Below are 25,470 nucleotides of genomic sequence, written 5' to 3'. Positions count from 1 at the left end.
ATCGCCGGGGCCGCCTGAGTTTGGGAGGAGAAATCGGGTCAGGCGATATGGATCGCCCGGCCCAGGGCCGAGAGGACGGCTTCGTGCAGGCTTTCGGACAGGGTCGGATGGGCAAGGACCGCCTGGGCCAGGGCCTCGTCCGTCGCCTCGACCGACATGCCGATCGACAGGGCGGCGAGGATTTCCGTCACCTCGGGCCCGACCATATGGGCGCCCAGAAGCTCTCCGGTCGCCTCGTCGAAGATGACCTTGACCAGGCCCTCGGCCTCGCCCATCGCAATCGCCTTGCCATTGGCGGCAAAGGGGAAGCGGCCGATGCGCAGCTTGCGGCCAGTGGCCTCCGCCTGCGCCTCGGTCAGGCCGATGGAGGCGATCTGCGGGTCGCAATAGGTGCAGCGCGGGATCGAGCTGGGGAGCAGGGGATGGACCTCTTCCCCGGCAATGGCGGCCAGAGTGGTCAGCGCGTCATGGCTGGCCTTGTGCGCCAGCATGGGCGGGCCCGCGACATCGCCAATCGCCCATATCCCCGGGACCGAGGATTGGCCCCTGCCATCCACCTTGACGCAGCCCCGGTCCAAGGTGACGCCCAGGGCCTCCAGCCCCAGGCCCTCGGCATTGCCCACGACACCGGCGGCAGAGAGCAGGACTTCGGCGGTCTTTTCCACCGTGCTGCCGTCCTTCAGCTTGATCCGCGCCGTGACCTCGGAGGCGGTTTTGCGGGCGCTTTCCACCATGGCGCCTTCCAGGAAGCTGATCCCGGTCTTCTCCAGCCTCTTGCGCGCCAAGGCCGCGATCTCGGCATCTTCGGCGGGCAGGACGCGGTCCATCGCCTCGATGACGGTGACTTGGGTGCCCAGCCGCGCGAAGAAGCTGGCGAATTCCGTGCCGATGGCGCCCGAGCCCACGACGATCAGGCTTTTCGGCAGGGTCTTGGGCTTCAGCGCCTCGAAATAGGTCCAGATGCGGTCGCTATCGGGCTCCAGCCCCGGCAAGACACGCGGGCGCGCGCCGGTGGCCAGGATGATATGCTTGGCGCTGTAGGTCCCTGCCCCGAGGGTCTTTTTCGGCGCAGGATGCTGCGGCTGAACGGCGGGTTTCGCGGGCGCCTGCACGGTGACCCTGCCCGGCGCGGTCACCTTCGCCTCGCCCCAGATCACGTCGATCTTGTTCTTGCCCATCAGGAAGCCGACCCCGGCGTTCAGCTTGGCCGAGACCTCGCGGGACCGTTGCACCATGGCGGGCAGGTTGGCGACCGGGGCCCCCACCGTCACGCCAAACTCCGCGGCGTGGCGCACGCTGTCCAGCATGTCGGCGGACTTCAGCAGCGCCTTGGTCGGGATGCAGCCCCAGTTGAGACAGATGCCGCCGAGGTGCTCGCGTTCGACCACGGCGGCCTTCAGCCCAAGTTGCGCGGCGCGGATGGCGGCGACATAGCCGCCCGGCCCCGCGCCGATCACGATGACATCATAGTCGCTCATGCCCTTGCCCCTTTTGCGAGTGCTGCGCGGGCGGCCTCGGCCACCTGTGCGGCGGTGATGCCGAAATGGTCATAGAGCGCCTCTGCCGGACCCGAGGCGCCAAAGCCCGTCATGCCCACGAACCGCCCGCTGCGGCCAAGCACGCTGTCCCAGCCAAAGCGCAAGGCCGCCTCGACCGCGACGCGCGGCAGGGCGCAGGGGCCCAGCACCGCGTCTTGCCAGGCCTCGTCCTGGGCCGCGAAAAGCTCCATGCTGGGCATGGAGACCACGGCGGCCCGGATGCCCTCGGCGGCCAGGATGGCCTGGGCCTCGACGGCCAGTGCCAATTCCGTGCCGGTGCCGATCAGCGTGACCTGACGCGGGCCGCCCTTGGCTTCGGACAGGACATAGGCGCCGCGTGCGGTAGCATGCGCAGACAGTTCCTTGCGCAGGACCGGCACCGCCTGCCGCGACAGGACCAGGGCGACCGGGCCTGGCTGGGCCAGAGCCACGCCCCAGGCCTCAGCCACCTCGACCGGATCGCCGGGGCGCAGCACGGTCAGGCCGGGCATGGCGCGCAGCTGCGCCAGGCTTTCCACCGGCTGATGGGTCGGCCCATCCTCGCCCAGACCGATGGAGTCATGGGTCAGCACATAGACCACCTTCTGCCCCATCAAGGCCGAAAGCCGCATCGCCCCCAGCATATAGCCCGCAAAGACCAGGAAGGTGCCGGAATAGGGGACATAGCCGCCATGCAGCGCCATGCCGTTCATCGCCGCCGCCATGCCATGTTCGCGGATGCCCCAATGGACAAAGCGCCCGCCAAAGGCATCCGCCGCAATCACCTCATGCCCCGGCACCCTTGTATTCACCGACCCGGTCAAATCCGCCGAGCCGCCGATCAGGGCAGGCACCAGGGGGATCAGATGCTCCAGCACCTTGCCCGAGGCCGCGCGGGTGGCCAGGGGCTTGCCGGAGGCCAGGAACTCGGACGCCGCCGCGTCAAGGGCTTGGGTAAAGTCGGGAAGGCGCCGGGCGACATGGTCGGTGAAGGCCTGTTGCTCGGCCGGGGGGCGCTTTTGCAGCCGGGTGGCCCATTCCATATGCGCGAGTTTGCCGCGACGGCTGGTGGCGGCCCAGGCGTCAGTGATCTCTGCCGGGATGACGAAGGGGGCATGGGGCCAGTCCATGGCCGCCCGCGCCGCCGCGATATGGGAGCAGCCCAAGGGCGAGCCGTGGCTTTTCGCCGTCCCCGCCTTGTCGCCCGCCCCGCGCCCGATCTGGGTGCGGAAGGCCACCATGGTCGGGCGGTCGGTGTCGGTGACCGCCTCGTCCAGAGCCGCCTTGATCGCCACCGGGTCATGGCCATCCGCCGCCAGAACCCGCCAGCCCGCCGCGCGGAACCTTGCCGCCTGATCCTCCGAGGTCGCAAGGGAGGTCTTGCCGTCGATGGTGATGCCGTTGTCGTCAAAGAGCACGATCAGTCGCGACAGGCGCAAATGGCCGGCCAAAGAGATCGCCTCTTGGGCGATGCCCTCCATCAAACAGCCGTCGCCCGCGATGACCCAGGTCCGGTGGTCGACCAGGTCGGCGCCAAAGCGGGCGCGGTCCATCGCCTCGGCCATGGCCATGCCGACCGCCGTGGCAAGCCCCTGGCCCAGGGGACCGGTCGTCGTCTCGATCCCCGCGCCGTGGCCGAACTCCGGATGCCCTGCGGCGGGCGAGCCCAGTTGGCGGAAGCGGCGCAGGACCTCCAGGTTCCAGCCCGGATAGCCCGTCAGGTGCAACAGGCCGTAAAGCAGCATGGACCCATGGCCCGCCGACAGGACAAGCCGGTCGCGGTCGGCCCAATCGGGCGCGGAAGGGTCGAATTTCAGGACATCGGCGTAAAGCACGGTGGCCACATCGGCAAAGCCCAAGGGCATGCCGGGGTGGCCGGAATTGGCTTCTTCAACCGCATCCATCGCCAGCGCGCGCAGGGCGCTGGCCATCTGGGTCATCATCATTTGGGTGTCTTTCTACTCGAACCGGAAGTCTTCGATCACCTGGACCAGCCGGGCCAGGAAGCCCGCCGCCATGGCGCCATCGACGGCCCGGTGATCGGCCGAGAGGGTCAGCTTCATGATCTGCCGGATGTGCAGCCCGCCGCGCAGCGGGCGCACCTGCTCGACCGCCGGGCCGACGCCCAGGATCGCCGCCTCGGGCGGGTTGATGATCGGGAAGACATCGACGCCGAACATGCCAAGGTTCGAGATCGAGAAGGTCCCCTTGGCCGTCGATTTCGAAACCCCGCGCCGCGCGGCATCGGCCAAGGCCCGCGTCTCGGAGGAGATGCGCATCAGGTCCATCTTGTCGGCCTCGGCCAGGACCGGAACCATCAGCCCATCGGGCACCGAGACCGCCACGCCGATGTTGATGGCGCCTTTGCGCAGGATGCGGTCGGGGCCGACATGGACGTTCAGACCCCGGTGCTCCATCAGCGTCAGGGCCACGCATTTCACCAGCACGTCGTTGACGGTGATCCGCGCGGCATGGGCCTCGTTGAAGGCTTTGCGGCGCAGCGTCACGTCGGTCACATCGACCTCGGCTTGCAGGTAGAAATGCGGGATATTCTGCTTGGAGGCCAAGAGCCGGTCGGCAATGACCTGGCGCATCCGGGAATGCGGAACCTCGACGTCCTCGGCGGCCATCGCGGGCAGGTCGGGGGCGGCCATCAGCGCGGGGCGGGCCGCTGCGGGCGCCGGAGCCGTGACGGGGGCCGGAGCGGCGACGGGGGCCGCAACAGCCGCCGGTTTTGCCGCCAGCGCCTTGTCGACATCGCGGCGCACGATGGCGCCCCGCGGTCCGCTGCCCTTGACGGTGGCCAGGTCCAGGTTGCCCAAGGCTGCCAGCCTGCGCGCCAGCGGAGAGGACCGCAAAGCCCCATCCGCCACAAGAGCCACAGGGGCCGCAACTTCGGCCCCAGAGACCGCTGCGACCGGTTCGGGGGCGGCCTCGCCCAGGCTCTCGCCCGCCTCGCCGACCCAAAGCAGGGGCTCCAGCACCTTGCCCCAGTCGCCGGGCGCATAGCAGACCTTCAGCACCGTGCCTTCCGCGAAAGCCTCGACCTCGAAGGCCGCCTTTTCGCTTTCCACCGTGGCGACGATATCGCCCTTTTTCACCTTGTCGCCAACCTTGACATTGATCTCAAGGATTTGCCCCTCGGTCAGATCCTGCCCGACCTGAGGCACCAGAATTGGTTTTGCCATGTTGTTCCCCTCAGGCCGCGTTGTCTGCCCGCATGTCCTCTAGGACACGGGCCACGAAATCGACTGTCTTGCGCGTCGCCGCCGCGAATTCCGTCGCGGTGGCGGCAAAGGCCCCGAAGGAGACGAACTCTTTCGGCTGCATCCCGTCAAAGTCATAGGCCTTGCGGAAATAGGGGATGCGGCGCAGGCGTTCGATCAGCTCTGCCGGGGCGTCGCGGTCGATCGCCTTGGCGTCGAACTCTGGCAGCCGGTCCTCGGCGGCCATGAGTTGCGCGATATAGCCGGGCGGGCAGGTATAGACCATGTCCGACCCCGCAATCGCCGCGATATGCAGGCTGGAGGCGCTGCCGCCCTCGTCCGTCACCCGCATCGAGCACTGCAGCATCTTGGAGGGATGGTTGTTGGCCTTGCCATAGCGATAGGCGCGTTTCAGCACCGCCATCTCGCCCAGCGTGATCTCCTCATTCGTAAAGGACAGGCCGCGCAATTCGGCCTCGGCCTTCAGGTCGCCGATATTGCCCAGACGCGCACTCATATGGGTGATGACCGAGCGCCATTTGCCAAGGTCCACCCCCGCCGCCCGGGCGCGGTCCAGGCCCCGGCTGACCGCGCTCATGCAGGCCAGGTATTGCGGCACGGTGAAAGAGGTCGTGTTGTTGGTCGAGATGCCGCGCGCGGTCAGCTCTTCGATCACGTCATAGCCTTCTTTCGATCCGGGGATCTTGACCATGACATTCGGCCCCAGCCGCGCCAGCTCCAGCCCCTGGGTCAGCATCTTGTCGAAATCGGTGACAAAGCGCGGATCGGTCTGGCCCGAGACATAGCCGTATTTCCCCCCCGAGCGCTCCCAGACCGCGCGGATCTGCTCGGCGCCAAGGCGCACGACCTCCAGGTAGACGGCCCAATAGACCGCCTCCACCGTCGGGTTGCGCATCTGGGCCGCGACTTCTGCGATCCGGCCCGCCCAGAAGGCGGGGTCGTCCTGCAGGGCCTGAAGACACAAAGGCGGATTGGTCGTCACGCCACGAAAGCCCATCTCGCCCGTCTGCGCCACGGTCTGGGGATCGAACAGCCGGTTCAGCTGCGCCTCCCATTCGGCGCGCTTGGCCTCAGGCGCCGAGGCCAGGAGCTTCTTCCGCCAGGTGCCATAGACCAGGGGGGAACTGTCCCACCAGATCTCGCACTCCGGGTTGGTTTCGGCCAGCTTTTCAAGGATATGCTTTGCCATCATTCATTCCGCCGCCATGGGGATGTCGTGGTGCAGGACCTTGCGGACCGCGGCCACCACGTCGGGCACCTGCGGGACCGAGGCCTTCTCCAGCTCCAGGTTGAAGGGGATCGGCGTGTTCAGCCCCGCCACGATGGTGATGGGCGCATCAAGGTCGTAGAAGGCCTGCTCCTGGATGATGCTGGCGATATCCGAGGCGACGCCACCGCGCCGCACAGCCTCTTGCACGATGACCACCCGCTTGGTCTTGGCGACCGAGGCCAGGATCGTGCCGGTGTCCAGGGGCGAGAGCGTGCGCGGATCCACCACCTCGACCGAGATGCCGTCCTTGGCCAGCTCCGCCGCCGCTGCCATGGCGCGGGGCACCATGTTCGACCAGGCGATCAGCGTGACATCACTGCCTTCGCGCTTGATGTCGGCCTTGCCGAATTCGATGACATATTCGCCCTCGGGCACCATGCCCTTGGTCATGTAAAGGTGCTTGTGCTCCAGGAACATCACCGGGTCATCCTGGCGCAGGGCGTATTTCAACAGGCCCTTGGCGTCATAGGGGGTCGAGGGCATGACGACCTTGAGCCCCGGGATGTGGTAGAACAGCGCCTCGAGGCTCTGGCTGTGCTGCGCCGCCACCCCGCCGCCGGTGCCGCCCTGGGTCCGCATGATGAAGGGCACGCGGCCCGTGCCGCCGGTCATCAGGCGGAACTTGGCAGCCTGGTTGACGATCATCTCCATGCCCAGCATGGCGAAATCGACATAGAGGATCTCCACGATGGGCCGGGCGCCCGCAATCGCCGCCCCCACGCCCACGCCGATCATCCCGGCCTCGGCAATCGGCGTGTCGCGCACCCGTTTCTTGCCGTACTTGGCCAAAAGCCCCTCGGTCACCTTGTAAGAGCCGCCGCGTTCGGCAATGCCCTCGCCAATGATGAACACCTGGGCGTTCGCAGCCATTTCCTCGTCAATCGCTTCGCGCAATGCGTCGCGATACATGATCTCGCGATCAGCCATGACCCGTTCCTCCCGGTCAGTAAGTCTCTAGAAACTCTTTGAATTCTTCGACGCTGACTTCGCCGCTCGCCTCGGCGAAGGTGACGGCATCGGCGAATTCCTGTTCGATCTCCGCGTCGAATGCCGCGATCTGCGCTTCGGTCAGATCGGTCATGTCCAAGAGATACTGACGGGCCCGGTTCACCGGATCGCGTTCGGCGTAATACTTCTTCTTCTCGTCGGGCATATAGCTGCCCGGGTCGTTCACATGGTGGCCGGTGTGGCGATAGGTCACCGCCTCGATCAGGAAGGGCCCCTTGCCTTCGCGGCAGAGCTTGGCGCAGTCCTCGATGGCGTCGTAGACCGCCAGCGGGTCATTGCCATCGACCCGGCGGCTGGGCACGCCCAGCGACTCGCCGCGCTTGTAAAGCTCGGTCTCGCGGGTCGATTCCTCGATCGTGGTCGAAACGGCGTATTGGTTGTTCTCGATCACCAGGATGAAGTTCAGGTTCCAGATGGCGGCGAGGTTCAGCCCCTCCAGGAAGGTGCCGTTGTTCGAGGCCCCGTCCGAGGTGAAGGTCACCGTCACCGCATCCGACCCGCGAATCTGGCTGGCCAGGGCCGCGCCCACGCCCAAGGGCGTGCCCGCGCCGACGATGCCATTGGCCCCAAGGTTGCCCTTGGCGATATCGGCGATATGCATCGAACCGCCATAGCCCTTGCAGTAACCGGTCTTCTTTTGCAGCAGCTCGGCGACCATCTTCTTGATCTCGGCGCCCTGCGCGATGCAATGCCCATGGCCCCGATGGGTCGAGGCGATGTAGTCGCCCTCCTTCAGCGCGGTGCATGCCCCGGTCGCAATCGCCTCCTGGCCCAGGTAGGGGTGGAAGTAGCCCCGGATCAGGCCCCGACGGTAGAGCTTGATCCCTTCGGACTCGAAAACCCGGATGGTTTTCGCGGTCTTGTAAATTTTTTCCAGAAGCGCGCGCGGGCGCGTGTTCCCCGCGGATGGCTTTTTCGGCATGAATTCCTCGCTTTCGGACCGTCCTCCACGGCAAAGCGCCCGTTTTTCGGCTTTGCCTTCGGTCTGAACTGGACCCTACACATTGGACGTTTCAAAGTCGAGAAAATTTTTTGCGCGCTTGATCGGAAACCGGACCCGGGCCATTTGGCGTGGAAATACCTCCTTAACATGCTGAAATAATTATAGACTGGACAGCATTTTTCCGCGGAGTAGATTTACACAACCCCGGCACCAGGCCTTTGACGGAGAGGAAGCCTTGATGCAGCAGAAAGAGTTTTCACGAACCGTGTCCGTTGTGGACCGCATCAACGACACCTATCCGGAGCTTCGCAACGCCGAGAAAATCGTGGCCGACTACATCTTGTCGAACCTCAGTCGGCGATTCGACAAATCCATCACCGATCTCGCCAAGGCCGTCGGCGTCTCCGAGGCGACGATCAGCCGGCTCTCCCGCTCGTTGGGCTACAGCGGCTACCAGGACCTCAAGCTGTCGATTGCCGCAGGTGGCGCCTATGACGAGGTGATCCCCAACCTGCCCGCCGAGATCCGCGAGACGGACCAGCCGCTGGAAATCAGCCAGAAGCTGAGCGACGCCCTGACCAACAGCATCCGCGACACCCGCGCCTTCCTGGACAAGCAGGCGCTTGGCCTGGCCGTCGATGCGCTTTGCGCCTCCAACCAGATCGTCTTCATGGGGGTGGGTGGGGCGGCCTCGATCTGCCTCGAGGCGTCGCACCTGTTCGCCAAGGCGGGGCGGGCGGCCTCTTACGTCCTGGACGATTACGGCCAGATCGTCACGGCATCGACCATGCGGGCGGGACAGACCCTGGTTGCGATCTCGCATACCGGCCAGACGAAATCCGTCGCCGATGCGCTGCAACTGGCGCGCAAGGCGGGGGCCCGGACCATCGCCATCACCAGCGACCGCCGCTCTGCCGTGGCCACGGCGGCAGAGACCGCGCTGATCACCTGGAAGCATGAAAAGACCTCGGTGGCGCTGTTTGGTGACTTCATCGAAGGCCGGGCCTGCCAGCTTTACCTCGTGGATCTCTTGTTCATCCTGGTGATGTTCCGGTCCGAGCAGAATGAGAAGGACAATCTCCGCCTGACCGGCAATGCGCTGAAGGACTTCTATTTCAGCATATCATCCTGACGCCTTGGTCCGGCGATACGGGTTCCAGGGCGGCCTACGGGTTCGGCGCCCATGCCGGGCCCAAGGTTCCGGCATGGGCGCGCCAAGGTCAGAACGGGAAATCACCCACCAGGCCCGGACTCACCAGAGTCACGCCGGCCAACAAGACGGTCTCCCCGGTTGCGGTGACCGTGATGCGCATCGGCACCCGCCGTGGCCGAAGCCAGTCTCACCCCGGCCAGGCTTGAGGCCAGCCCTGTGATGACCAGAACGTCACCGCCGGGACCTGCGCCGAAGGTGAACAGGTCCGCCCGGTGCCCCCGGTCATCGTGTCAGCCCCTGCCCTGCCCGTCGCCGTTCACATCACCGAGGTCTCGAGCACATTTAACCCAAGCGCCGAAACTGCCGTCTTCGTCCAATCCGTCAGCATCCGCAGACCGGTCGGCGGCACCGGGGTCGAGGATGCGACTGCGGTGACAGAGACTTCGGCCGCCGGAAGGGTAACGACCTGTTCGGAGGTCGAGGCTTTCGGCAAGACGCTGGCTTTCAAAGTCACCTTTTGTGGAATGGACATAGACGCAGACGCTAGGAAGCAGCCTCTCGAAAACAAGATGCGTCAGGGCAATTCTCAAGGGCTCGAATTTCGGTCTTGTTCATAAAGGGCACCGAGCGAGGCTTGTGATTGCTGCGAGCCTCCCTGGTTTTGCGGCTGATGATTTCCAGTCCAATTGCCCAGACCCGCGTTTGCGGGAGGGATCTGGCCTGTCCAATTTCGCAAGGTGGAGCGCAGCCCATTTCGATCCGGGAGCCCAATTTTCCGGTGAAACGCAATTCGCCTTATGGTTGTGTGCCTGGCCGTGGCCCTTGCAGTTTCCCCGATCGGCGCGCCCAGGATACAGTCGCGCGGTTGCACGAAAACCGGGGACGGCAGCGCACAGGTCTAGACGGCGGGAGGGAATGTCCGTCCCAATCATGCGAGACACGTTGGAAGATCGCTTCGACGATCCGAACCTTCGTTGCATCCGCCCCCCCAATGCCGACGATTGAACGCAGCCGGGCCCGAGTTCTCGATTTGAAGAGCTCCATAACACCAACCCTCCATCCGACTGCAATTCGATTTAGAGAGCCAGAATCGGCGGTTTGCCCCGGGGGTTTTCGTTCACCCCCCCGGGCAACCCATGATTGCGGAAGAACATTCGATACCCGACCCCGGTTGCCCATTGGAAGGCAAGGCTGATGCTGGCTTGCAAATTGCCCAAGGGCCATGTGATGGTTTCGGCGCAAACCGTCTCCGAAGCATCGGAGACTCACAGTCGAATGCGAGTTTTCAATGATGCGATTGACCCGGTCCTGCATGACCGCCCTGCCCCTTGTGATGAGCCTTGGCCTGTCGGGGCAAGCCGCAACCCTCCATGTCATCGGCCTGTCCGGCGTCAATCTCGATGCCACCCTGTCGAGCAGCGATGCCGAGGGCACCACTCTGAGCCAGGAGGGCGGATCGGGCGCGGACCGCGGGACGGGCGAGGTCGGCGGGTCGGGCAGCTCGGTGCGCTCCGTCGCGATCAACGACGCCGCGGTGAATGCCTCGGCCTATGCCAGTGCCCGGGCGGGGCGGCCCGGCTATGGCGGCATCGCGGGCACGGCGGCCGATGCCGAGGCCGAGGCAAGGGCGGAAAGCCTGGGCGAGGTCCGCGCCACGGCCGAGGCCTTTGGCTCCAGCGGCGGCGGGGCCTTCGACCCTGGCCAGGACGGCACCGATGGCGGCACGGCCGTCGCAAGGGCTTCGGGCCGGTCGCTGGATGGCGGGACGGTCTGGGTCGGCACGCGGCAGACGGCGGGCGGGGACGGCTTCTCCGCGCAAGGAAACGCAGGCAATGGCGGGGCGGCTTCGGCGCTGAACACGGTCGAGGCAGACACGACCGGGACCATCCATGCGTGGCAGGAAGCCTATGGCGGCAACGGGGGAAGTGGCGCGCTTCAGTCGGGGTCGGGGGGCGATGCAAGCTCTGTCATCGACCTGACCCTGGGCAGCGGCGGCCCGGCCGATTACCGCGCCAAGGCACAGGGCGGAGACACGGGCTCTTCGCTCGGCGGAGCGGGCGGGACGGCCACGGCGACGGTCCGCCTGACCTCGCAGCGCAGCGAGACCGCGGGGACGGCCGAAGCTTTCGGGGGGCGGGCGGGCCAAGGTCAGGATGGCGCCCATGCCAGTGCCCTGGCGGATGTGACCGGCAGCGGGGATGTGCGCGCCACGGCGACCGCTACAGGCGGCCAGGGCGGCGGGGATGGGCAAAGTGGCGGGACGGCCTCCGCCTCGGCCAAGGGGGTCTCGACCCAGGGCGGAACGGTCTGGGTCACGGCGACGCAAATCGGGGGCTTTGGCGGATTTGGCAGCAACACCAGGGGCGGCGATTCCATCCTGGTGGACGGTGTCACGGGGACAACGACGGGCGTCCTGAACCTGAGCCAGTTCGCCTATGGCGGCGGGGTTCTTCCTTTGCCCGGCAATCTGCAGGGCCGGGGGGTCTCGAGCCTGACCGTGGTGGACAACCTTGCCCGCGAGATCGCGGCAAGCTCCGAAGCCGGCGGGGGCCAGGGGACGGAGGCGCGCGTCGATGTCACCTCGCAGGTCGCCGAAACGGTCTCGGGCACGGCCAAGAGCACCGGGGGCAACGCCCAGGCGACGGTCCGGGCCGGAGCAGGCAATGCAAATGCCACGGCCACGGCCTTGGGCGCAGATGTGCTGGCCGATGCAAGGGCGGAGAGCGCTTCGGGAGATGCCACGGCAACTGCGACGGCGACAGGCACCGAGGGGGCGTTCAGCTGGGGCATGGATCAGGCCGGGGATGGGACCACGGCACGGGCCAGGGCCTATGCGGCCAGCGCCGCCGGGACATCGACGGCCACAGTCAAGGCGATCGGCGGCTTCGGCGGCACGAACTTCGTGGGTGCCGCCGGGAATGGCGCCGATGTCATCCTCGAGAACTCCGTTTCCGCCGCAGGGTCTCGGGATGCGATCCTCGAACAGGAGGCGGTTGCGGGCGGGGCCGGGACGGGGCGGGATGGCAATGGCGGGCGGGCGGTCTCGGTCCTGACGCTGGACCGCAGCGACACGCACTCGACGCGTGTCACGGCCAAGGCCACCGGGGGCAATGCCTCGAACTGGGGCGGCCTGGGCCGGGGCGGAGCGGCCGAGGCGCGCATCACGCTGCGTTCGACCGCCACAGAGGTCTCGGCCTCTGGCTGGGTGGACGGTGGCAATGGGGATGGCGGAGCGGCCGGAGATGGCCTGGCCGTCATCTCGGTCCAGGCCACCCAGGGCAAGGCGGTGGCCTCGGCCTCGGTGCGCAGCGGCGGCTATGGCGGTGGCCAGCCGAAACGCGCCGATGCCCTGGTCAGCGCAGACGGCGCCCTGGGGTCGGAGGCCAGTTTCGTCCTGCGTGACCATGAGAGCAGCATCAGGCCGATCCTCTCCGGCACGGTCCAGGCGGCAAGCGGCCCGGTTCATGCCGAAGGCCACCGCTACAACGGGACAGCGGTCACGCCGCTGGCGCTGCCGCAGGTCGCGAATACCCTCTCCACCACCCTGGTCGCCGACCCGACCGGATTGGCGGGCACGGCCCATGTCGAGGAATATCTGTCGATCGCGAAGGGGACGACCGCAGGCGACGTGCAAATGCACGGCGAGGCCTTCATGTCTGCGACCAGTGTCTTTGGCCAGGGTTTTTACCTCGACCTGCTGGAGACCCAGGGCGACTTCGGTCTTTCGGGATCGCTGCATTTGAACATCTTCACCCGGCTGAGCAGCGGGACAGCTTTCTTCACCAGCTTCGACCAGACCTTCACCGACATGGCCTCGCTGAAAAGCTGGTTCGGCACCGGGCTTTACCTGGGGCAAGACCATGGCTCTGGCAGCGACTTGCTCCTGAGCTACAGTTTTACCGGCACCGCGCCCCTGGGTCTTGCCTTCGCCTTTGCCGATGGCACCGACGTCAGCCTGGCCCCGAGCGCCGTGCCCTTGCCGGGCAGCCTGGTGCTCTTGCTGGGGGGGCTTGCCCTGTTGTTCCTTCGCAAGGGCAAGGGCTCCCTTTCGCCGGCCTGACCGGGCGCTGCAGGTGTTCCGGGACCAGCCTTGCGGCCGCGATCTTGAACGCGCGGCCGCACTTTCGTCTCGTCATGTCCACTCTCGAGGTCCTTGGTCACGATCTTGTCCACGTATCCACGAGACCGGCAGCAGGCCACCGGATCATTTCCTGACCCTCCTCCACCTTGAGCCTTCAACGACGGTCCGGTTCTCGCCGAAGTCGTTCGTTCACGATCCGCCCGCGACATCACCACCCTGTTCCGATGCGCCGCAATCCAGGTGTTCCGCGTCGGCATCCCGACCCCAGGATCATCGGCAACCTGTTTGCGTGAAAGCCCGCGCGTCAGTGCGATCCGCTCCGCTTCCCTGCGAAGGTCATCCGTTCCGGCTCTGCCAATGGCTCATCTCCCGTGCTGCAAACAGCGCGAAAAAGGGACCGGACCCAAACCCCGACCGGGCAAGACGGAGCCCCGGAACCGCGCCAAGCTTGGTCCAGGGATCCTGGCCGCCCTGGCGCGGGATTCCCGAGCGCCAGGCCTTGCTGGACGTGTTCCGGCAAGAGGCGGTCCGCGTCGTGGTGAGCTTTGCCCTCTCCACGAAGAGCCTGCCCTTGTCCCCGGCCAGACCAAACCGGATCGCCCGGAGAAAAGGCAGGCTGCCGGACAGTGGGACCTGTCCGGCAGCAAAACGGCCCGCTCAGCGGCGCGACCGTTTGGCCTCCCAAAAGGGAGGGATGTCGCCCGCCATGATGCAGCCATGGGGCTCGATGCGGTCGACGACCTCGGCCAGGCCATGCTCGCCGATCTGGCGGACCAGGGTCGCGGCGGGCTTGTAGGACGAGGGCAGCTCGGAAGCATCCACCCCGCCCGCATGGAAGCGGATGTCCAGCCCTTGCGTCTCGGCGGCCAGCGCCTGATCGGGGGTCAAGGCGCCGAGGCGACGGCGATGCTCGGTCCGCGACCAGTTGCGCCCCGCTCCGTGGGGCGAGAACCCCAGGGCATGGGACGCATCGCGGCCCTTCACCACCAGCACCGGCTCGGCCATGTTCAAGGGCACCAGCGTCAAGCCCGTGGCATCCTCGGCATAGTCGGTCCAAGCCGGGGTCGCCCCCTTGCCGTGCAGGTAGATGTCACCCCGCTTGAAGACGAAGTTGTGCTCGTTCCAGAAGCGCGCTCCGGGGGCCGCGCCGACGCGATCCGCCACCGCCTGATGAAGCGCATCGTGGTTGGCCTTGGTCCAGCGGCGGAGAATTTGCAGGGCCTCCCAATAGGCAAGACCCTCCTCGGTGTCCGCCGGGATCCAGGCGTTCTGCTTCAAGGTCACAGGCGAAAGCCGCTTGCGGAAGCCCTCGGCCACCTCCATCCCGGCCTTGTAGAGCAAGCCCCCAGGGCCCCGAGAGCCGTGATGGGTCACCATCGCCACCCGCCCGCTGGCCGCCGAGCGCCCGATGAACAGGAAGTGGTTCCCGTCACCTTGCGTCCCCATATGCGACTGCGCCAGGTGCAGCATCTTGGCCCCGCTCAGGAAGGGGTTGGCGCGGAAGGCGTCCAGCAGCTCGGGATCGACCGGGAGACGCTCGTCCGGCCCGCGCCCGCCCGGACCGAAATGGGTGATGGCCTGTGCCGCATCCAGCGCGGCCTTGGGATCGACCTCGCCCAGATCCGTCAGCATGACCGAACAGCAGATATCGGCCGAATGCATCCCCGGATGGATCGCGTTCCGCGCGGCCACCACGCCGCCGACCGGGATGGTCCCCAGGGGGCCCGCCGGGCAGGCGTCGGGCAGGATGGCCCCCGCCGTCACGGTGGGCGTGCGCAGGACGTCCCGCATCGTCGCGAGGACGGCTTGCAGGTTGGCCTCCTCGTCGGGGTCGGAGGCGGTCAGGTTGACATGCAGCGGCACGGCGCCCTCGTCCTGCAGGGACAGATGGGCCAGGGGTGCCGGGATCAAGCGCTCCAGCCGCGCCCGGATGGTGTCGCGGTCGGCGCCTTCGGCCAGGGCCTGCGCGGCTTCGGCGAGGAGGGTGGGAAATTGGCGGCCAGGGCGGTGGCCCCAGGCGATCAAATCGGCCCCGGTGATCGGGGAATGCTTGTCATCGGTCATCATCTTCGTCTTTCAAAGGACCCCCGGCGACGAGGGATTGGCGACACGGCGCGCTCTACCGCTGAGCTACACGGGGCTTGCCCCGTGGCGGGATTCGAACCCGCGACCTCGAGAGGTTCAATCTGTAGTGCCGCCGGCATTCGCCGGGGGGGTGTGGGTCGGGGCGACAAGGGTGACGTGACCCAAGCCCATCCCGTCCGCACCGTTGGACGCCTGCAAGGTGGGGGCTTGAACCCCACGGATGGGCCGGTGTGACGCTGTAGTCACGTCGGCATTCGCCCCGAATTCGGGTCCGGCGACGAGGGAGGCGAAACAGTTGCTCTACCGCTGAGCTACAGGGGCTTGCGCCCATGGCGGGGGTCGAACCCGCGACCGACTGGAGTTCCGCCGGCATTCGCCGGGTCGTCTTGGGTCCCGAGGACAAGGGGTGTGCGGGACGACCCGGTCCCGGACCGGCCAGACTGTAGTCCCGCAAGCATTCCTCGGGGCTCCCCCGGGCCCTGGGGCCCGGGGAAAGGTCATATCTCGACGGCCGCGATCTGGCCCACCCAATGGGCGGGACCCATCCGACCGGCGGCGAAGTCGGCCACCTGGTCGAAGACCGCGTCCGAGAAGCCGCCGATGTTCAAGACATCGTCGCGCTCGGGCGCCTGGGTGGTCGCGTAGGGCTGGATGTCGATGCAGACCAGTTTCGCCGCCCGGTTGCGGGCCTTGAGCCTTGTCCACTCCGCCATCATCCCCGTCACCTGCTGGTGCGGCCCCATCCAGCTTTGGTTGTCCGAGACGAAGATCACCAGGTCCGGCGCCTCCCCTGCCCTGTTCAGGGCCGCCAAAGGCGCCGCGCAGTCGGTGCCGCCGCCGCCAAGCGCAGCAAGGCGCTCGGCATTGGTGGCGATCGTGTCCCGCGCCTCGAGCCGCAGCGGACGGACCGTCTCGGCAAAGGGCAGGACGCGGGCCCCCGGGTTCTGCCGCAAGACCGCCGCAGCGACCAGGGCCGCCACGTCGATGCAGCGCACCGAGGTCGTGGCCCCTGCCCGATGCCCCGTCACCGGCGACATCATCGAGCCCGACACGTCCGGGCAGACAACGACCGAGCCTTGCACCACCGGCACCTTGGCGGTCGAGGCCTCCAGCGCCTCATGCAGCGCCTCGCGCAGGACAGGCGACTTGGCCTCCAGCGCTTTCAGCGTCGCAAGGATCTGGTAGGGCAGACCCTTGGGATGACGCAGGACCTCGGCCACATGCTCGGCCACTCCGGGCACCGTGAAGGCCCCCTTGCGGTCCAGCATGTTCAGCCCCTGGCGCAGCATCTGCCAGCTTCCCCGCCGTGCCACCTCGGCCCAGTGTTCGGGCGAGAGGTCAAGGTCGGTCAGCATCTGGAAGGGCACGTCGGGGAGGTCCACCCCCCCTGCCCGCAGCGCCATCAGGTCGCGCAACGCCTGCGGCAGGAGCGCCACGTCGCAGGGTTTTCCCAGGACCCAGGCGTAAAGCGCCTGGCGCTCGGGCGTCTCGGGCTTGGGATGAACCATGCGGATGACATCGGCCAGCGAGGGGTCATTGCCCACCGAAGCCCAGAGGACCTGCGCATCACTGGCGCCGTTCAGCCAGCCCTGCACCATCGCCTTGGGCCGAGACCCCAGCGACTTGCGCCCCACCTGCCCCGAGCGCAGGATCTGCACGAAGGACCGCAGCACCCGCCCCGAGGTCACCACCCGGGGAAAGGCGCGGGCGAAGAGCACCGGATCGCGCATGGAGAGCACGGCCAGCAAAAGCGCAGGCGCGTCCTTCATCTGGCCCTTCTCCCGGGCGTGGATCGCAGCCTGGGCGAGGAAGCGAGGCTCGACCGCCTGGGCGGCTTCGATCAGTGCGGTCACCTGGGTCTGGGCGTCCTGGTAAAACGCGGCCCCGAAGGTGCCGGTCATGGCAAGCTGCGCCAGGCGATGCCGCGGGGCCAGCGCATGAGCCGGACCTCCTGCCTCGTTGGTGGTGGGCTGCCGCCCCTTCCAGGCGGCAAACACGGATTTGTTCGCCATGATCTGTCCTTTCCTTCTCACCCCCTCTTTCTGGGGCAAGGGCCGCGGCCAGGGAAGAAAAACGCGAAAATCCGGCAAGCCATTGTTCGGGCTTGCAAAAAGACGCAATCGCGTGAGAGGTTGGCAGAGCTTGCTATCTTGTCGTATAAGACATTATCATTTCGGATCATTCCCATGCGCAACGTCGTCCTCGGCTTCCTTGGCATCCAGCTCGACATGGGCAAGAATCGGTCCTGGCGGCCCACGGTCGCGCTCTGCAATCACCCGGGCTTTGCCGTCGACCGGCTGGAGCTGATCCACCACGGCCGCGACCTCCCCCTTGCCCGCCGCATCCAGGCCGAGATCGGGGCCACCTCGCCCGAAACCGAAGTGCGGCTCGTCGAGATGGAGTTGACGGACCCTTGGGACTTCCAGGAGGTCTATGGCAAGCTCTACGACTTCGCCGCCACCTATGGCTTCGACGAGGACCGCGAGCGGTATCATGTCCACCTGACGACCGGGACGCATGTTGCACAAATCTGCTGGTTCCTTCTGACCGAAAGCCGCCATATCCCGGCGCGGCTGATCCAGACCGGACCGCCCTCGGGCGGGGACCCGCAGGCCAAGCTCGACGTCATCGACCTCGACCTTGCCCGCTACAACGCCCTGCAACGCCGCTTCGAGGCCGCCGCGCGCGACCATTCGGCCCTGCTTCTGGGCGGGATCGAGACCGCCAGCCCTGCCCTGCAAGCGACGATCCAGCGGCTGGACCTGGTGGCCACGGCGAGTGACGCGCCGATCCTTTTGGTGGGCGAGCCGGGAACGGGAAAGTCGGCACTGGCCGCCCGCCTGCACGAGCTGAAGCTGCTGCGCCGACGGATCAAGGGGCGGCTGGTCCAGGTCAATTGCGCCATGCTCAAGGGTCTGGGGCTTGCGCCGCTCTTGGGGCAAAGGCGCGGGACCATGGGCAGCGACCGGCCGGGTTTCCTGCGCGAGGCCGATGGCGGCGTCCTCTTCCTCGACCGCATCGAAGAGCTGGAGCCCGAGGCGCAGGCTGCGCTTCTGCAGGTCATCGAGACAGGGCGCTACTGCCCCCTGGGCTCGGAGGCCGAAGTCACGGCGCGGTTTCACCTGGTGGCCAGCGCCGGTGCCGGGCCCGCAGCCCTCGTGCGCCAGGGCCACCTGCGCCCCGATCTCGCGGCGCGGCTCTCGCAATGGGTCTTCACCCTGCCCCCTTTGCGCGACCGGCGCGCGGACATCAAGACCCATCTCCTGGCCTTCCTGGATGCGACCGAGCGCAAGCTGGGCCGCAAGACCGGGTTCAACGCCGACGCCCTGGCGCGCTACCTGCGCTTCGGCACTTCGGCACCCTGGCCCGGCAACCTGCGTGACCTCCAGGCCTCGGCCGAGCGCCTGTCGGTTCTGGCCGAACGCGGGCGGGTGACGGATGCGATGGTGGGCGAAGAAATCGCCACCCTCGCCGCGCAATGGGCGGTCGGGAATGTCAGCCCCCTGCTGGGCCTCCTGGACCCCGCGACGCTGGACGAATTCGACCGCGTGCAGCTGGAGGCCGTCATCGCGGTCTGTCGGCAATGCGACAGCCTCTCGGCTGCCGGGCGCAGGCTCTTTGCGGTCTCGCGAACGGCAAAGGCCAGCGCCAACGACGCGGACCGCTTGCGGAAATACCTCGGTCGGTTCGGGCTGGACTGGGCCGCTCTCAACGCAGCGCGGTAAATGGCCGGATCCTGCCTTGGCTGGCGCTCGACAGGGCCGGGACGAGGGGCTTTCTGCCTGCCCGGCAGGCGGCGCACTGCCACTCTGTGTTCAACCCCGGGGAATGGGCCTGGTAAGCCCGGATGGTGTTTCAAGATCGCCAGCGCACCAAGACGCTTTCCGCTGGGCCCAAGCGGGCGCCAGTTCCTGTCGTCATGTCCTCGACGGGACTTAACAGCTGTTAAGCCAGGCGGAGTCTTGCCCGGCCGCCGACATAACAGCTGTTAAGCGGCGCATTCTGACCGCGCGGCCAAGAGGCTTGCGACCAGCGGAATGCAGGAGAACTTCGAGGCTGCTGCCTTGGCGCACAGGCTCCGCAAATATGCGCCTGGCGATCGGATGGAAGAGAATCTTTGCAGGATTGCCGCCAGGACCACGGAAGCCGTGTTTTGCCCCATGGTTCGGATGGCCTCATCCCAGACGGGCCGCGGGATTCCGATCGCCTGTCGCAGGTGGCAGGCTGCCGAAAAGAGCTGAGGCCAGCTTTGAATGTCGCCGCCGGTGAAGAGCGCGATTTCCGGGCAAGCTTTTGTGACCAGTGACAATGGCGGAGTTGCCATTGCATCGGTGCCCTTCTTCACGGCCTTCCTTGCTTCACGGGCAGTTTGCTGCGCCATACCGTCTTCGTTGCTTCCGCCTTCTTCAGAATCAATTACTTCTTCATTTGATCTCTGATGATGCTGCTCAACTTGAGCGTCCGAGGTGCTCAAATCGGGCAATTCCAGACGCTCGATCATCTCTTTGGCCTGGGCAACGGCAGCAGCCAGCTTCAACGAGAGCGCCGTCAATCCCTCGACATCCTGCTTTCGACGGATCGAGATCGTGGCCAGGGCGTGCAAGTTGAGGAAGTCCTGCCAGATCGTGTCATCGTCGTGGACGGATTTGCCATATGTGCAAAGCGCGTGAAGGTCGCGGCGCATCAGGTTGATGCGCAGGCGCAGGCGGATCGACTTCAGCTCGGCGGCTCGGACCGCTTCTGCTCGGTCCTTGATCTGGCTTGCAAGATAGGGCAGGGGGCTCAGATCAAGGCCGAAAGAAATGGGGCTCTCGTCGGACCTGGTTCGAAACCGCTTGCCATTCGGACTGTCGCGCCTGGCAAGCAGACCGCGCTCGATCAGCTTGGCTGTATGACGGCGCATGGTGGATTCCGGCATGCCATTCAAGCGCTCGCAAATGGCGCGGTTGGAGGCAAAGACAACGAGATCGGTCGCAGGGTCCAGGCTGTCTCCGGCGTGAAAACTCAGGAGAGCCTGGAGAACGGCAAGATCGCGGTCGCGAAGGCCATAGCAATCCTGTGCCTTGGCCAGGTTGCGCAAGACATCCCATTTGTTCACGGGCTCCTGGCCGTGCGGAACGGGGTGGAGATGGTTGTGCGACATCGGCCGCTTGAACGGCGAGAACGGCTTGTAGTCCATGATGCTTCACGAAGGCAAAGAAATGCCGGCCCGCGAATCGGATGACTCTTGCGGCGGACGAAGCGGAGCGCTAGATTCAGAGGTGCGAAAACTGAGATTAGCGGGTCCGCCCGTTATGACCAAAGCTGGTCTCGCGGAGGAAACTTCGCGGGGCCTTTTTCTTGCCTGTATCGTGCCTCCCTGTTGTTGCCCTGCTGCCTCATGCCTCCGAACGCTTCCAGCGCTCGTGAAGCTCCGTCACCAGATCGGTCGCATTGCGCTCCATCCAGTTGACGAATTCCTTGTCCCTCGCGGTGATCTCAAGGCGCAGATGACGCCCTCGTCCGCTCTTGGTGATCTTGATCGCGCCGAAATCAGCCTCGTCATCGACCCTTGGCGTGGCTTGGGGTTTCGTCGTGGCTTTTGTCAGGACTGACTTGAACGCCTGTTCCGAACCCTTGGCGGCGCGGACCTGCTGCGCGGTCGACAAAAGGTCAGAGGGATCGACGCCCTCCTGGATCGCCTTCTTCAACTCCTCCCAGCGCGGCCGACCGATGCCCTCAGCCGCGCCGATGGCCTGGATCAGATCAGCCCCGACGGTCTTGACCACGCTGACCAGTTGCGAGATCCCCGCCTCTGTCAGGCCGAAGATCTCGGCAATGGATTTGTGGCTCCGCTCCTCCGGAGAAAGCGCCTCACCTTCCAAGAGGCCATGAGCCACCATGGCGCGCTCGATGAAGCTCAGATCGCGGCGTTCGAGGTTTTCGATCAGCTGGTCTTTCAGCGATTGGCCCGCGTCCATGTCCGCGACGATGGCGCGAACCTGTCGGCCAAGACGACGGCAGGCCTCAAGGCGGCGACGCCCGTAAACCAACTGGTATCGGTCGCCGGGCAGGGGGCGCACAAGGATCGGAACCCGCTGACCATTCTCGGCGATCGACGCCGTCAGGCTGTCGATGTCCAGTTGCAGACGGTCTTCGATGCGACCCGCGATCTCGATCGCATCAGGGTCGAGCTCGACCACGCCCGTGCGCAGGCGCCGCGCCTCGACGATATCAGGAGCGGCGTATAGGGTGCTCAAGGCCGGATTGGCCTGGCCCAGGCGCGGCTTTCTAGACATCACGGCCCCATGTTCTCTGGATCAATTGCGCGATCTCGTCATTGACCGCGTTCATCGAGTCGATCGCGCGTTCGAAAGTCGTGCGGGTAAAGTCCTTGCGGTCAACTTCGTAAAGCGTCTGCTTGGTCAAGCCGGCGTCAGAAATGGCTGTGGATTCAACCATTTGATTGACAAGCACCGAACGGCCGAACAGGCCGCGGACAAAGGCGATGACCTCGGTCTGCGGCGCATCGCCGACCTTGAACCTGGTGGGGAGGAACCGCAGCCAGTCATAGCGCAGGTTTGCACCGGCCTCGCGAATGACGCCCAAAAGGTCCGAGGTCATGCGCAGAAACTGTGACATGGACATCAGGTCCAGCATTTGCGGATGCACGGTGACCAGGACACCCGAAGAGGCGGAAAGCGCCGACATGGTCAGAAAGCCAAGCTGCGGCGGGCAGTCGATCACCACCACGTCGTAGTCTTGTTCGACCTTGGCCAGAACATCCTGGACGCGGGTGAAGAACGCCCTTGCGCCGCCCTTGTGGATCGCAGCAGGGGTTTCGTGTTCGAACTCCATCAGCTCGAGATTGCCGGGAATCAGGTCGAGCCCCCGGATATAGGTCTTGCGGATGACGTCTTCGATCGGAACCGGATCATCATACCGGACGGCATCGTAAAGCGTGCCTCCGTCGATGAGGTCGATCTCGGGCTGCAGCCCGTGAAGGGCGGACAGGGAAGCCTGGGGGTCAAGGTCGATGGCGAGGACGCGGTAGCCCTTCAACGCCAGCCGTTGCGCAAGATGTGCAGAGGTTGTCGTCTTTCCCGAGCCGCCCTTGAAATTGACCACCGACACGACTTGCAGCTTGTCGCCGGCCCGGCGACCAGGAACGTAGGTTCCAGGCTTTTTTGCATTCAGTTCAAGAGTTTGCCGGATTTCCGCCAGGTCATCGAGCGTATAGCGACGGTGACTGCCAGCGGTCAGTTCGACTTCGTGGATCTTGCCATCGCGATGCAACTTGCGCAGATATGTGTGATCGACGCCCAGCAACTCTGCCGCTTCACCGCTTGAAAGGTAGCGCATGGTCTTGCGGGCATCGGGGGGAAAATGGGCTTCACGCTGCGCATGCAGGTTCGCCGCAAGAAGTTCTGCATAGCGACCAATTGCGACGTCAAGGTCCTGCTCAACCTCTGTCATAGCCTACCTTTTTCGTGGTCGCGATTTTTCTCGCATCGCGCGTTATTTTTCGAGACTATTGCAGCAGGTCTCGGATTCGTGCAAGACATTTCTATCAGTGGTGGTTGCAAGGCGTCTTGGCACATCTCTTGGCCTCTGGTCTCGCCCCCTTGAGCGTGGGGACCGCCTCTTGGGCGACCCGCACGCAAACGGAGCCAGGCTGCGGCGGGCGACCCTCCGGCAGGGCAGGGGCCTGTCGCGCGCCAAGGCGCAGGGTCAGCGCGTCGGGGCCAGCCCCCGCGCCGCGCCGCGCAGGTTTTCCCGCGCTTTCAGCACCTTGACCACGTTCTTGCGCGCCCCCCGGATATGCTGCAGCGACAGGGCCTCGGCCCGCTCGGCATCTCCGCTGCAGATCGCATCGACCAGGTCCGCATGTTCGGCCCGCGCCTCGGCCCAGGAGTTTTGCAGGCTCAGGTCCATCCAGATATAGATCTGGCAGCGATCGAGGATACCATCCAGCATCTCGGCCAAGAGAGCATTGCCGCTCATCCGGGCAATGACGCGATGCACATCGATGCCCACGGTCATCTCCATCAGGCTTTGCTCCACCGTCCGGTGATCGGGGTTGATCGCGTCACAGGTGGCGAGGATCGCTTGCAGGGCCTCGCGGTCGGCATCCGACACCCGACAGGCCGCCAGGGCAGAAGAGCGCGGCTCCAGCATCTCGCGCAGGTCAAAGACCTCTTCGGCCGAACCAAGGTCGAAGCTGTTGACCGCAAAACCGGTTTTCGACCGGCTGACCAAGAGCCCGTCCCGCTCCAGCCGGTTCAGCGCCTCGCGCACGGGGGTCCGGCTGACGCCGAGCTGTTCGGTCAACTCGATTTCCGTCACCCGGGCGCCGGGGGTCAACTGGCCCGTGATGATCAGGGTCTTGATCGCATCATAGGCGGATCGCCGCAGCAGGCCTTTGGGGTGGGACATGGGCGCCTCGCAAGAAATCCAGGCTTTTCTAGCATGGCACGGCAGGACAAGGCAAACCGGGCGCAAATCTGTATACAGAAACGGATTTCGGTTTGGCCTTGTCGCAACACTGTGGCAAAGTCGCCGCCTGGGCAGCGAGGAAAGGGCCAGAATGCAGATCGAGAGCTTCTTGCGCCGTTTCGGCATCGACCGCTACATGATGCTCTTGATCTTGACCGTCACGGCGGCACTGTTCCTGCCAATCTCGGGCGAGGCCGCCCTGGTGCTGAAGCGTGTGATCTTCTGGGCCATCGTGCTCTTGTTCTTCCTCTATGGGGCCAAGCTGCCGACCAGGGCGATCCTCGATGGGCTGACCAATTGGCCGCTGCAACTGGGGATCCTGGCCTGCACCTTTGCGCTGTTTCCCCTGCTGGGGCTGGCGGGCGGAGCCCTGGCGAGCCTGGCCCTTCCGCCCGCCGTGGGGCTGGGGTTCCTCTATATCGGCTGCCTGCCTTCGACGGTGCAAAGCTCGATCGCCTTCACCTCGGTCTCGCGCGGCAACGTGGCGGGAGCGATCTGCGCGGCCTCGATTTCCAACCTGCTGGCGGTGGGGCTGACGCCTGCGCTCCTGGCGCTGACCATCCCCGAGAGTTCGGGGCATGGGGTCGATCTCCAGACGGTCTGGGCGATTTGTCAGCAGATCCTCTTGCCCTTTGCGGCGGGGCAGGTGGCGCGGCCCTGGCTGGCCGAGGCGCTGGCGCGGCACAAGGGGCCGGTCATGGTGCTGGACCGCGGTTCGATCCTGATGATCGTCTATTCCGCCTTTTCGGCCGGGATGGTGGGCGGCATCTGGCAGCGCCTGTCCTTCGGCTCCCTGGGTCTGATCCTGGGCCTCTGCCTGGCGATCTTCGCCCTGGTCCTGGCAGGGACGGTTTGGGGCGGTCGCCTGGCCCGGATGCCGCGTGCCGATATCCTGGCGCTGGTCTATTGCGGGTCGACCAAGAGCCTTGCGACCGGCCTGCCCATGGCCGGACTGATCTTTGCCGAAGCCGACCTTGCGCTGATCGTCTTGCCGCTGATGGTTTATCACCTGATGCAGCTCGTCCTCTGCTCGCTGATCTCGCAGCGCATGGCCTAGGGGGGTCAGACCCCCCTCCGCACGAAAATCACCCGAAACGCGGTCTTTTGACCCCCTTTCGCGCCGCGCCGCGCGAAAGGCTTTGACAGGTGCTCACAGAATCAGAAATGTATACAAAAAAGAATGCCGTAAAATATGCGGCATGAAAGCGGGTCGGACCACCGGCCGTAGGGGAGAGGAAAGACCATGACGCCGGACTTGATCATCACCAACGCGCGCATCCTGACCATGGAGCCCGACCTCCCCCGCGCCGAGGCCCTGGCCATCGCCGGTGAGCGCCTTCTGGCCGTGGGGGGGGTGGCGGAGGTTCAGGCCCTGGCCGGGGCGCAGACCCGGGTGATCGATGCCAGGGGGGCTACGGTCCTGCCGGGCTTCATCGAGGCGCATATGCATCTTTTCGGCGGCGGGGCGACCTTGTCGCATTGCCAGCTGATGGGGACCAAGGGGGTTGCAGCCCTGACCGCGAAGGTCCGCGCCTATGCGGCGGAAAATCCTGGCGCCAAGGTGCTTTACTGCCAAGGTGCCGATTAGGGTCAGGACCCATTGATCACGCTCTAAGACCGTGATTCACGGTCGGCCAGGAGACCTGATTTATGAGCAACTTGTTCTGGCTGACCGAAGCCCAGATGGACCGGCTTCGGCCCTTCTTTCCCA

18 protein-coding genes and 1 pseudogene are annotated in these 25,470 nt (G+C 65.8%); 5 read left to right on the top strand and 14 right to left on the bottom strand.

The features are described from left to right. Window positions 1–38: 38 nt before the first annotated feature. The 6 genes from lpdA to GV832_RS17585 are packed head-to-tail and all read right to left on the bottom strand — an operon-like array spanning window position 39 to window position 7,944. Window positions 39–1,478, bottom strand: coding sequence for a dihydrolipoyl dehydrogenase (lpdA, locus tag GV832_RS17610; protein ID WP_168776196.1), 1,440 nt, complete (start codon window positions 1,476–1,478; stop codon window positions 39–41). Further along, window positions 1,475–3,463, bottom strand: coding sequence for a transketolase (gene tkt, locus GV832_RS17605; RefSeq protein ID WP_227754508.1), 1,989 nt, complete (start codon window positions 3,461–3,463; stop codon window positions 1,475–1,477). Before tkt ends, lpdA begins: the two co-directional genes overlap by 4 nt. A gap of 12 nt (window positions 3,464–3,475) precedes the next feature. Continuing rightward, on the bottom strand, window positions 3,476–4,705 hold the full coding sequence (locus GV832_RS17600) for a dihydrolipoamide acetyltransferase family protein (protein ID WP_168776195.1): 1,230 nt from the start codon (window positions 4,703–4,705) through the stop codon (window positions 3,476–3,478). Between the two features lie 10 nt (window positions 4,706–4,715). Next, entirely contained in the window at window positions 4,716–5,936 is a 1,221-nt protein-coding gene (locus tag GV832_RS17595) for a transaldolase family protein (protein ID WP_168776194.1), read from the bottom strand. Then, window positions 5,937–6,941, bottom strand: coding sequence for an alpha-ketoacid dehydrogenase subunit beta (locus GV832_RS17590; protein WP_168776193.1), 1,005 nt, complete (start codon window positions 6,939–6,941; stop codon window positions 5,937–5,939). It abuts the gene before it with no gap. Window positions 6,942–6,957: 16 nt separating this feature from the next. Next, window positions 6,958–7,944, bottom strand: coding sequence for a thiamine pyrophosphate-dependent dehydrogenase E1 component subunit alpha (locus GV832_RS17585; RefSeq protein ID WP_168776192.1), 987 nt, complete (start codon window positions 7,942–7,944; stop codon window positions 6,958–6,960). Between the two features lie 286 nt (window positions 7,945–8,230). Between GV832_RS17585 and GV832_RS17580 the strand changes: the two genes are divergently transcribed. Continuing rightward, entirely contained in the window at window positions 8,231–9,097 is an 867-nt protein-coding gene (locus GV832_RS17580; RefSeq protein WP_168776191.1) for a MurR/RpiR family transcriptional regulator, read from the top strand. Between the two features lie 337 nt (window positions 9,098–9,434). On the opposite strand, the gene GV832_RS17575 is transcribed toward GV832_RS17580, so the two are convergent. Next, window positions 9,435–9,632 carry a hypothetical protein gene (locus GV832_RS17575; RefSeq protein ID WP_168776190.1) on the bottom strand — a complete coding sequence of 66 codons (198 nt, stop codon included), beginning with the start codon at window positions 9,630–9,632 and terminating at the stop codon, window positions 9,435–9,437. Between the two features lie 798 nt (window positions 9,633–10,430). Here GV832_RS17575 and GV832_RS17570 point away from each other — a divergent pair. Next, window positions 10,431–13,178 carry a beta strand repeat-containing protein gene (locus GV832_RS17570; protein WP_168776189.1) on the top strand — a complete coding sequence of 916 codons (2,748 nt, stop codon included), beginning with the start codon at window positions 10,431–10,433 and terminating at the stop codon, window positions 13,176–13,178. A 215-nt stretch (window positions 13,179–13,393) separates the two neighbouring features. On the opposite strand, the pseudogene GV832_RS22105 reads toward GV832_RS17570, so the two are convergent. The 3 genes and pseudogenes from GV832_RS22105 to GV832_RS17560 form a co-directional block, all read right to left on the bottom strand. Beyond that, window positions 13,394–13,558: pseudogene (locus tag GV832_RS22105) on the bottom strand (IS3 family transposase); the annotation flags it as partial. A gap of 298 nt (window positions 13,559–13,856) precedes the next feature. Further along, a complete protein-coding gene (locus tag GV832_RS17565) occupies window positions 13,857–15,266 on the bottom strand; it encodes an RtcB family protein (RefSeq protein ID WP_227754506.1) in 1,410 nt (469 codons plus the stop codon). Window positions 15,267–15,781: 515 nt separating this feature from the next. Beyond that, entirely contained in the window at window positions 15,782–17,296 is a 1,515-nt protein-coding gene (locus GV832_RS17560) for a vWA domain-containing protein (RefSeq protein ID WP_168776188.1), read from the bottom strand. 174 nt (window positions 17,297–17,470) lie between these two features. On the opposite strand from GV832_RS17560, the gene GV832_RS17555 reads away from it, so the two are divergent. Beyond that, window positions 17,471–19,009, top strand: a complete 1,539-nt coding sequence (locus GV832_RS17555) for an RNA repair transcriptional activator RtcR family protein (RefSeq protein ID WP_168776187.1) — start codon at window positions 17,471–17,473, stop codon at window positions 19,007–19,009. A gap of 263 nt (window positions 19,010–19,272) precedes the next feature. Here the strand turns inward: GV832_RS17555 and repC are convergent, their stop codons facing one another. The 4 genes from repC to GV832_RS17535 form a co-directional block, all read right to left on the bottom strand. Beyond that, the gene (gene repC / locus GV832_RS17550; protein WP_168776186.1) at window positions 19,273–20,463 is read right to left on the bottom strand and encodes a plasmid replication protein RepC; all 1,191 of its coding nucleotides are present in this window, start codon (window positions 20,461–20,463) and stop codon (window positions 19,273–19,275) included. A 199-nt stretch (window positions 20,464–20,662) separates the two neighbouring features. Beyond that, the gene (gene repB / locus GV832_RS17545; RefSeq protein WP_168776185.1) at window positions 20,663–21,562 is read right to left on the bottom strand and encodes a plasmid partitioning protein RepB; all 900 of its coding nucleotides are present in this window, start codon (window positions 21,560–21,562) and stop codon (window positions 20,663–20,665) included. Next, window positions 21,555–22,739, bottom strand: a complete 1,185-nt coding sequence (repA, locus tag GV832_RS17540) for a plasmid partitioning protein RepA (RefSeq protein WP_168776184.1) — start codon at window positions 22,737–22,739, stop codon at window positions 21,555–21,557. Before repA ends, repB begins: the two co-directional genes overlap by 8 nt. 255 nt (window positions 22,740–22,994) lie before the next feature. Further along, on the bottom strand, window positions 22,995–23,699 hold the full coding sequence (locus GV832_RS17535; protein WP_168776183.1) for a GntR family transcriptional regulator: 705 nt from the start codon (window positions 23,697–23,699) through the stop codon (window positions 22,995–22,997). A 151-nt stretch (window positions 23,700–23,850) separates the two neighbouring features. Here GV832_RS17535 and GV832_RS17530 point away from each other — a divergent pair, with 151 nt between their 5' ends. Together GV832_RS17530 and GV832_RS17525 are read left to right on the top strand one after the other, a co-directional pair. Continuing rightward, complete coding sequence (locus GV832_RS17530; RefSeq protein ID WP_168776182.1) at window positions 23,851–24,816, top strand: bile acid:sodium symporter family protein; 966 nt, start codon at window positions 23,851–23,853, stop codon at window positions 24,814–24,816. Window positions 24,817–25,002: 186 nt separating this feature from the next. Next, window positions 25,003–25,347 (top strand): amidohydrolase family protein, encoded by a 345-nt coding sequence (locus GV832_RS17525; RefSeq protein WP_168776181.1) that lies wholly within the window; start codon window positions 25,003–25,005, stop codon window positions 25,345–25,347. The last annotated feature ends 123 nt before the right edge of the window (window positions 25,348–25,470 follow it).

This window comes from Stagnihabitans tardus (assembly GCF_009925085.1).
Classification (GTDB): domain Bacteria; phylum Pseudomonadota; class Alphaproteobacteria; order Rhodobacterales; family Rhodobacteraceae; genus Stagnihabitans; species Stagnihabitans tardus.
This window is presented reverse-complemented; position numbering and strand designations above follow the sequence as displayed.

What these genes read in the sequence shown, in the direction of transcription:
- GV832_RS17555 (WP_168776187.1), top strand. Translation starts at nt 17,471, where the DNA reads ATGCGCAACGTCGTCCTCGGCTTCCTTGGCATCCAGCTCGACATGGGC.
- repA (WP_168776184.1), bottom strand. Translation starts at nt 22,739, where the DNA reads ATGACAGAGGTTGAGCAGGACCTTGACGTCGCAATTGGTCGCTATGCA.
- GV832_RS17585 (WP_168776192.1), bottom strand. Translation starts at nt 7,944, where the DNA reads ATGCCGAAAAAGCCATCCGCGGGGAACACGCGCCCGCGCGCGCTTCTG.
- GV832_RS17530 (WP_168776182.1), top strand. Translation starts at nt 23,851, where the DNA reads ATGCAGATCGAGAGCTTCTTGCGCCGTTTCGGCATCGACCGCTACATG.
- tkt (WP_227754508.1), bottom strand. Translation starts at nt 3,463, where the DNA reads ATGATGATGACCCAGATGGCCAGCGCCCTGCGCGCGCTGGCGATGGAT.
- GV832_RS17535 (WP_168776183.1), bottom strand. Translation starts at nt 23,699, where the DNA reads ATGTCCCACCCCAAAGGCCTGCTGCGGCGATCCGCCTATGATGCGATC.
- GV832_RS17590 (WP_168776193.1), bottom strand. Translation starts at nt 6,941, where the DNA reads ATGGCTGATCGCGAGATCATGTATCGCGACGCATTGCGCGAAGCGATT.
- GV832_RS17560 (WP_168776188.1), bottom strand. Translation starts at nt 17,296, where the DNA reads ATGGCGAACAAATCCGTGTTTGCCGCCTGGAAGGGGCGGCAGCCCACC.
- GV832_RS17570 (WP_168776189.1), top strand. Translation starts at nt 10,431, where the DNA reads ATGACCGCCCTGCCCCTTGTGATGAGCCTTGGCCTGTCGGGGCAAGCC.
- GV832_RS17525 (WP_168776181.1), top strand. Translation starts at nt 25,003, where the DNA reads ATGACGCCGGACTTGATCATCACCAACGCGCGCATCCTGACCATGGAG.
- repC (WP_168776186.1), bottom strand. Translation starts at nt 20,463, where the DNA reads ATGGACTACAAGCCGTTCTCGCCGTTCAAGCGGCCGATGTCGCACAAC.
- GV832_RS17565 (WP_227754506.1), bottom strand. Translation starts at nt 15,266, where the DNA reads ATGATGACCGATGACAAGCATTCCCCGATCACCGGGGCCGATTTGATC.
- lpdA (WP_168776196.1), bottom strand. Translation starts at nt 1,478, where the DNA reads ATGAGCGACTATGATGTCATCGTGATCGGCGCGGGGCCGGGCGGCTAT.
- repB (WP_168776185.1), bottom strand. Translation starts at nt 21,562, where the DNA reads ATGTCTAGAAAGCCGCGCCTGGGCCAGGCCAATCCGGCCTTGAGCACC.
- GV832_RS17595 (WP_168776194.1), bottom strand. Translation starts at nt 5,936, where the DNA reads ATGATGGCAAAGCATATCCTTGAAAAGCTGGCCGAAACCAACCCGGAG.
- GV832_RS17600 (WP_168776195.1), bottom strand. Translation starts at nt 4,705, where the DNA reads ATGGCAAAACCAATTCTGGTGCCTCAGGTCGGGCAGGATCTGACCGAG.